Below are 7,218 nucleotides of genomic sequence, written 5' to 3' on the forward strand. Positions count from 1 at the left end.
GTCGGAATACACCATCTTCTTCCGCCTGGTGCTGCCACTGGTCAGGCCGTCGATGGCAACCGTCGCCGTCTTCACCATGATCCCGATCTGGAATGACCTGTGGTTCCCGCTGATCCTGGCGCCGTCGGAAGAAACCAAGACGGTGACGCTCGGCGCCCAGCTGTTCCTCGGCCAGTTCGTCACCAACTGGAACGCTATCCTGGCGGCGCTGTCGCTGGCGATCATGCCGGTGCTGATCCTCTACGTCATCTTCTCGCGGCAGTTGATCCGCGGCATTACTTCCGGAGCGGTGAAGTGAGTTCTGAAACCCCTCTGCGCGTCGTCGTCGCCGGGCTTGGCAATATGGGTCGCAGCCATGCGCTGGCCTACCATACCAATCCAGGTTTCCAGATCGCGGCGCTGATCAATCGCTCCGACGTGCCGCTGCCGGACGGGCTGTCGGGTTACGGCATCAAGCGCTCCTTCGACGAGGCATTGCGCGATGAAAAGCCCGATGTCGCCTGCATCGCCACCTATTCCGACAGCCATGCCGACTATGCGGTGAAGGCGTTCGAGGCCGGTTGCCACGTCTTCGTCGAAAAGCCGCTGGCAACGACGGTGGCCGATGCCAGGCGCGTCGTCGCGGCGGCCAAGGCCAACGGCAGGAAGCTGGTGATCGGCTACATCCTGCGCCATCACCCGTCCTGGATCAGGCTCATCGCCGAAGCGCGCAAGCTCGGCGGCCCCTACGTCTTCCGCATGAACCTCAACCAGCAATCCTCGGGCCATACCTGGGAGACGCACAAGCAGTTGATGCAGACGACCTCGCCGATCGTCGATTGCGGCGTGCACTATCTCGACGTCATGCTGCAGATCACCGATGCGAAGCCCGTGGAAGTGCGCGGCATGGGCGTGCGGCTGACCGACGAGGTCGCGCCCTCGATGTACAATTACGGCCACTTGCAGGTGCTGTTCGACGACGGTTCGGTCGGCTGGTATGAGGCCGGCTGGGGGCCGATGATTTCGGAAACCGCCTTCTTCGTGAAGGACGTCATCTCGCCCAATGGCTGCGTGTCGATCGTCATGAAGGAAGGTGTGAAGTCCGATGACATCGACACCCACACCAAGACCTCGACCATCCGCCTGCACAATGCGGCGGCCGACGCGGACGGCAAGTTTCTCAAGGCCGACGAAATGCTGTCGATGGCAGGCGAACCCGGCCATCAGGACCTCTGCGACCTCGAACAGGCCTTCGTGCTGAAGGCAATCCGCGAGGATCTGGACCTCGCCAAACACATGGACGACGCGGTCAAATCGCTCGCCGTCTGCCTTGCCGCCGACGAGAGCGTGCGCAGCGGCGCCGCCCTCAAACTCTAGAACAGGGACGAAGCCGTGGGCTCGCTGAACATCGAGAACGTGAAGAAGGCCTTTGGGCCGGTCGAGGTGCTGAAGGGCATCAACCTCGAAGTGAACGACGGCGAGTTCGTCGTTTTCGTCGGGCCGTCCGGCTGCGGCAAGTCGACCCTGCTCAGGGTCATTGCCGGGCTGGAGGATTCGACCTCGGGCCGCGTCGTCATCGACGGCGCGGACGTTTCGGCCACGCCGCCGGCCAAGCGCGGCATCGCCATGGTGTTCCAGACCTATGCGCTCTATCCGCATCTGACGGTGAAGAACAATATGGGCCTCGGCCTCAAGCAGGCCGGCACGCCGGCGGCCGAGATCGAGCGCCGCATCGGCATAGCCTCGTCGATGCTGTCGCTGGAGCCCTATCTCGAAAGGCGGCCGGCCGAACTCTCCGGCGGCCAGCGCCAGCGTGTCGCCATCGGCCGCGCCGTGGTGCGCGAGCCGAAGCTTTTTCTCTTCGATGAGCCATTGTCCAACCTCGATGCCGCACTGCGCGTCAACACAAGGCTGGAGATCGCGCAGCTGCATCGCCGGCTGAAGGCAACGATGATCTACGTCACCCACGACCAGGTCGAGGCGATGACCCTGGCCGACAAGATCGTAGTGCTCAACGCAGGGAAAATCGAGCAGATCGGTGGCCCGATGGAGCTCTACAATTCGCCGGCAAATGAGTTCGTCGCCGGCTTCATCGGCTCGCCGAAGATGAATTTCGTCGACGGCGCCCGTCTCGGCGAAACCGCCAAGACAATCGGCGTGCGGCCGGAACATCTGACCGTCGATCCGAAATCCGGCTCCTGGAAGGGAACGGTGGTGCACGCCGAGCATCTCGGCGCCGACACCAACCTCTATCTCGACTGCGAGAAGGCCGGGCTGATCACCGTGCGGATTTTTGGTGTTTACGATGCCGAGCCGGGTGCCACGCTGTATGCGACGCCGGATCCGGCGAAGACGTATCGGTTTGGTACGGATGGGAAGGTGCTGAAGTAGATACGCCGGCGCTGGCCCTCACCCAGCCTCCGTTTCGCTCGGCTGACCTCTCCCCGAGGGGAGAGGAGATTGCCAGCGCCGACGCCAGTCTCTTCTCCCCAGCGGGGAGAAGGTGGCCGCGAAGCGGCCGGATGAAGGGGCAGCGCTGACCCCGAAATGTACTGCCTAAACGTCCGCCTTGAACGTCTGCTTCTGCTGCCCCAGGCCTTCAATGCCCAGTTCAACCACATCGCCGGCCTTCAAGAACACCGGCGGCTTCATGCCCAGCCCGACGCCGGGCGGCGTGCCGGTGGAGATGATGTCGCCGGGGTGCAGCGACATGAACTGGCTGAGATAGGACACCAGATACTTGACGCCATAGACCATGGTCTTGGTCGAGCCGTTCTGCATCGTCTTGCCGTTGACGGTCAGCCACATTTTGAGGTTCTGCGGATCGGCTACCTCGTCCTTGGTCACCAGCCATGGGCCGGTAGGGCCGAATGTGTCGCAGCTCTTGCCCTTGGTCCACTGGCCCTGGCGCTCGGCCTGGAAGGCGCGCTCTGAGACGTCGTGGGCGACGCTATAGCCGGCGACATAGTCGAGCGCGTCGGCTTCGCTGACATATTTGGCGGTTTTGCCGATGATCACGGCCAGCTCGACTTCCCAGTCGGTCTTCTCCGAGCCGCGGGGGATCAGCACGTCGTCATCCGGCCCGACAATGGCCGAGCTTGCCTTCATGAAGATGATCGGCTCCGGCGGCACGGTAGCGCCGGTCTCGGCGGCGTGGTCGGAATAGTTCAGGCCGATGCAGATGAACTTGCCCGTGCCGGCAACGCAGGCGCCGAGGCGCGGGCTGCCGGAAACCGCCGGCAGCGACTTCGGATCTAGCTTGGCGAGTGCTGCCAGCGATGCCGGATCGAGTGCCTTGCCGCCGATATCGGTGACGTGAGCGGAGAGATCACGGATCGTTCCATCCGCATCGAGCAGGCCGGGACGTTCGCTTCCCACCTCGCCATAGCGCAGCAGTTTCATCTAAATCCTTCTCCTGATTGCGGCCTCGCGGCCTTTTGCAAACTTTCCGCCAAGGCGATTGCTCCTTCAAGGAACCGGCGGACCGTACTCACCGACCTGACTACGGACAAGCGCGATCGCCATACAAGATAGCCGGCGCGCGGGATTTTCAGACTGTTCGATCCCCTGTTGAACGCCGGCAACGGGCCAGATCGTCCGGCCCACGCAAGATTTCCGCAGTCAGATCGACCAGCCGCCGTCGATATTGTAGGCCTGCCCGGACGTGTACGTGGCGCCGGCCAGGTAGACGGCCAGATCGGCGATTTCCTCCGGCGTGCCGAGCCGGCCCATCGGCTGGCGGGCGATGAAGGCGGCGCGGGCGGCATCATAGTCGCCTTGCGCGTGCATGCGGTCCTGCAGCGACGGGCTCTCGACCGTGCCGGGGCAGATGGCGTTGCAGCGTATGCCCTTGCCGACATAGTCGGCGGCTATCGCCTTGGTCAGGCCGATGACCGCGGCCTTGGTCAGGCCATAGACGAAGCGGTTGGGCACGCCCTTGGTGGAACTGGCCAGCGAGGCCATGTTGATGATCGATCCGTCGCCGCGTTCCAGCATGCCGGGCAGCACGGCCCGGCTGGTGCGGATCATGGCGCGGACATTGAGGTTCAGCGCGAAATCGAGGTCGCCGTCCTTCATCTCCAGGATCGAGCCCGAATGGACGAAACCGGCGCAATTGAACAGCACGTCGACGACACCGATCTCGGCAAAGGCGGCGTTGACGGCTTCGTCGTTGAGCACGTCCAGCTTGCGGGTCTTGATCCCTGGCGTCTTGGCGAGTTCCGCCAGCAGCGTCTCGTTGATGTCGGTGGCGTAGACGATGGCGCCGGCTTTTGCGAAGGCCAGTGCGCTCGCCTTGCCGATCCCTTGCGCCGCTGCCGTGACGACAACGACCTTGCCTGCCAGATCCGCCATGCTGTTCTCCTCGTCCGCTGGGATAGTCCGGGTCTACCTGCGGCTGGCCAAGGCGTCATGTGCCAGTCACGCGTGATCGTGCAGCCTGCGCCGTTGACCGTTCACTGATAAAGATGTTTTTTCTCGTTAAAGAACATCTGTCCGGGCGTCAAGCCCGAACACGATCTGAACAGTACCGGCAGGCCATCAATCGCCGTAAGGCACCCAGACATTCTTGACCTCGACGGCGCGGCGTAGGAAGGCGTCGCCGGCGGCTTGGTCGGATGCCCAGTCGATGCCGCGGCCATTGCCGCTCCAGACGCGCTTGAGGTTGCCGATGGACTCGGCTTCCGCCTTGGCGCAGGTCTCGGCATCGGCGAACACCCAAAGCCCGTCGACATCGTCATGCTTGGCCAGCACGCCGGCGAGTTCGGCGCTGCGACCGGTGACGATGTTGATGGCGCCTGAGGGAATGTCGGAATATTCGATGACCTGGTAAAGATCGGTCGCCAGCAGCGGGTAGCGCTCCGACGGCACTGCGACCACGGTGTTGCCCATCGCGAGTGCGGGTGCAATCAGCGAGATCAGGCCGAGCAGCGGCGAGGCATCCGGCGCGACGATGCCGACGACGCCGACCGGCTCGTGCAGCGCCAATGTCACGGCACGCGCGGGCGGTTGGTGCACGCGGCCCTCGAATTTGTCGGCCAGACCGGCATAGAGGAACAGCCGCTCGATGGATTGTTCTACCTCTTCCCGCGCAGCCTTGGGCGTGGCGCCGGTCAATTCGGTGAGACGGGCGGCGAACTCGCCGGCGCGGCCGGAAAGGTTCTCGGCCAGATAATAGAGCACCTGGGACCTGTTATAGGCGGTCGCCTCCGGCCAGGCCTTGGCACCGCGGGCGGCGGAGACGGCATCGCGGATATCCTTGCGGCTACCAAGCCCAACTTCGCCGGCAAGCTTGCCCTTGGCGGTGGCGACAGCCAGCGAATAATTGCCGTCCGGCCGTACCTGCTTGCCGCCGATGAACAGCTTTGCCGTACGGTCGATTGCCGCGCCATCGGCCTGCTCGACCGGTTGCGCCGACATCGTCGCCGGCTTGATGACCGGGCCGAGCGGCAATTTTGCCGTGAGATATTCGAACATGCCCTCGCGCCCGCCCTCACGACCGAAACCACTCTCGCGGTAGCCGCCGAAGCCACAGGCGGCGTCGAACATGTTGGTGCCGTTGACCCAGACCACGCCGGCCTTCAATTGCGGCGCGACGTGCAGGGCAAGGTTGACGTTCTCGCTCCACACCGAGGCGGCGAGGCCATAGCGCGTGTTGTTGGCGAGCTCGATCGCTTCCTCGGTGTTGCGGAAGGTCATGGTCGCCAGAACAGGGCCGAACACCTCTTCTTGCGCCAATATGTTAGCCGGCGAAACACCTGTGGCGAGCGTCGGCAGAAGGTAGTAGCCGGAGGACGGCAGTGCGGCATCCGGCTGCCAGCAGACAGCGCCCTGTCTGGCGCCTTCGGCAACCAGGCCCTTGACGCGCTCGAGCTGGGTCAGATCGACGAGCGGACCGATATCGGTGTTCTTGTCCAGCGGGCTGCCGACGCGCAGCCGGCTCATCCGCGTCTTGACCTTGGCGATCAGGGCGTCGGCTATGCCTTCCTGCGCCAGGAGCCGCGAACCGGCGCAGCAGACCTGGCCCTGGTTGAACCAGATGCCGTCGACCAGGCCTTCGACGGCGCTGTCGAGATCGGCATCCTCGAAGACGATGAAAGCCGATTTGCCGCCGAGCTCCAGCGACAGTTTCTTGCCCGAGCCGGCGGTGGCCTTGCGGATGATCTTGCCGACCTCGGAAGAGCCGGTAAAGGCGATCTTCTGGACGCCGGGATGGTTGACGATGGCGACGCCGGCCTCAGGGCCGCCCTGGACGATGTTGACGACGCCCTTCGGCACGCCGGCACGCTCGCAAATCTCGGCGAACAGGATGGCGGTCAGCGGCGTGAACTCGGCCGGCTTCAGCACCACGGTGCAGCCGGCGGCGAGCGCCGGCGCGATCTTCCAGGCCAGCATCAGCAACGGAAAGTTCCACGGGATGATCTGGCCGACGACGCCGACACCCCTATGGCCGGGGAAATCCCTGTCCAGCGCCTGCGCCCAGCCGGCATGGTGGATGAAATGGCGGATCGCCAGCGGCACGTCGATATCGCGGCTTTCGCGGATCGGCTTGCCGTTGTCGATGGTCTCAAGCACCGCGAACAGGCGCTGATGCCGCTGCATGGCGCGGCCGATGGCATAGAGTACTTTGGCACGCTGATAGCCTGAGGCTGCCGACCACTTCGGCAGCGCCTTGGCGGCGGCCGCAACCGCCGCGTCGATATCGGCGGCATTGGCGTCCGAGACCTCGGCCAGCAGCTTGCCGGAAGACGGCTCGCTGGTCTCGAAGGTCTTGCCGCCGGCAGCGGCTTTCCAGTCGCCGCCGATGAACAGCGCCTTGCCGAAATCGCGCGCGGCAAGCCAGGCGTCGGCCTCGTTGCGGGCCTCCGGTGCCGGGCCGTATTCCATGGCGTGATAGCGATCGAGAATGTTCATCAGGTGCCTCCTTCACCCTCCCGCCTGGGAGGGTCGATCGGCAAAAGCCGATCGGGGTGGGGGTAAAGGCTCACGCCATCGCGTGGCGATGATTGGCCGAATAATGTCCGGTCAAATGGTGCTCGAGCTGGCGCTCGATGTCGGTCAAGAGGCTCGACGCGCCGAAGCGGAACAGGTCCGGCTCCAGCCATGGCCGGCCGAGCTCTTCCTTCATCAGCACCAGCCAGTCGAGCGAGGCCTTGGCCGTGGAAATGCCGCCGGCCGGCTTGAAGCCGATGAGATAGCCGGTTTCCTCGAAATAGGCCCTGATGGCACGCACCATGGCGA

Annotated in this window: 5 protein-coding genes and 2 pseudogenes; 3 read left to right on the forward strand and 4 right to left on the reverse strand. The window is 64.2% G+C overall.

Annotation, left to right across the window (positions count from 1 at the left end):
- From EN991_RS16525 to EN991_RS16535, 3 genes and pseudogenes are all read left to right on the forward strand, one after another.
- Nucleotides 1-298 (forward strand): annotated as a pseudogene (locus tag EN991_RS16525) (carbohydrate ABC transporter permease); the annotation flags it as partial.
- The gene (locus EN991_RS16530; RefSeq protein ID WP_127369148.1) at nucleotides 295-1,356 is read left to right on the forward strand and encodes a Gfo/Idh/MocA family oxidoreductase; all 1,062 of its coding nucleotides are present in this window, start codon (nucleotides 295-297) and stop codon (nucleotides 1,354-1,356) included. The pseudogene EN991_RS16525 and the gene EN991_RS16530, both read left to right, overlap by 4 nt.
- Nucleotides 1,357-1,371: 15 nt before the next feature.
- On the forward strand, nucleotides 1,372-2,370 hold the full coding sequence (locus EN991_RS16535; protein ID WP_127369149.1) for an ABC transporter ATP-binding protein: 999 nt from the start codon (nucleotides 1,372-1,374) through the stop codon (nucleotides 2,368-2,370).
- A gap of 165 nt (nucleotides 2,371-2,535) precedes the next feature.
- On the opposite strand, the gene EN991_RS16540 is transcribed toward EN991_RS16535, so the two are convergent.
- The 4 genes and pseudogenes from EN991_RS16540 to EN991_RS16555 all read right to left on the reverse strand — a co-directional run.
- Nucleotides 2,536-3,381, reverse strand: coding sequence for a fumarylacetoacetate hydrolase family protein (locus EN991_RS16540; RefSeq protein ID WP_013528568.1), 846 nt, complete (start codon nucleotides 3,379-3,381; stop codon nucleotides 2,536-2,538).
- Between the two features lie 219 nt (nucleotides 3,382-3,600).
- Nucleotides 3,601-4,332 (reverse strand): SDR family oxidoreductase, encoded by a 732-nt coding sequence (locus tag EN991_RS16545; protein ID WP_013528567.1) that lies wholly within the window; start codon nucleotides 4,330-4,332, stop codon nucleotides 3,601-3,603.
- A gap of 186 nt (nucleotides 4,333-4,518) precedes the next feature.
- On the reverse strand, nucleotides 4,519-6,891 hold the full coding sequence (locus EN991_RS16550; RefSeq protein ID WP_127369150.1) for an aldehyde dehydrogenase family protein: 2,373 nt from the start codon (nucleotides 6,889-6,891) through the stop codon (nucleotides 4,519-4,521).
- A gap of 70 nt (nucleotides 6,892-6,961) precedes the next feature.
- Nucleotides 6,962-7,218: pseudogene (locus tag EN991_RS16555) on the reverse strand (deoxyribose-phosphate aldolase); the annotation flags it as partial.

Source organism: Mesorhizobium sp. M7A.F.Ca.US.005.03.2.1, assembly GCF_003997795.1.
In the GTDB taxonomy this organism is placed as follows: Bacteria; Pseudomonadota; Alphaproteobacteria; order Rhizobiales; family Rhizobiaceae; genus Mesorhizobium; species Mesorhizobium ciceri.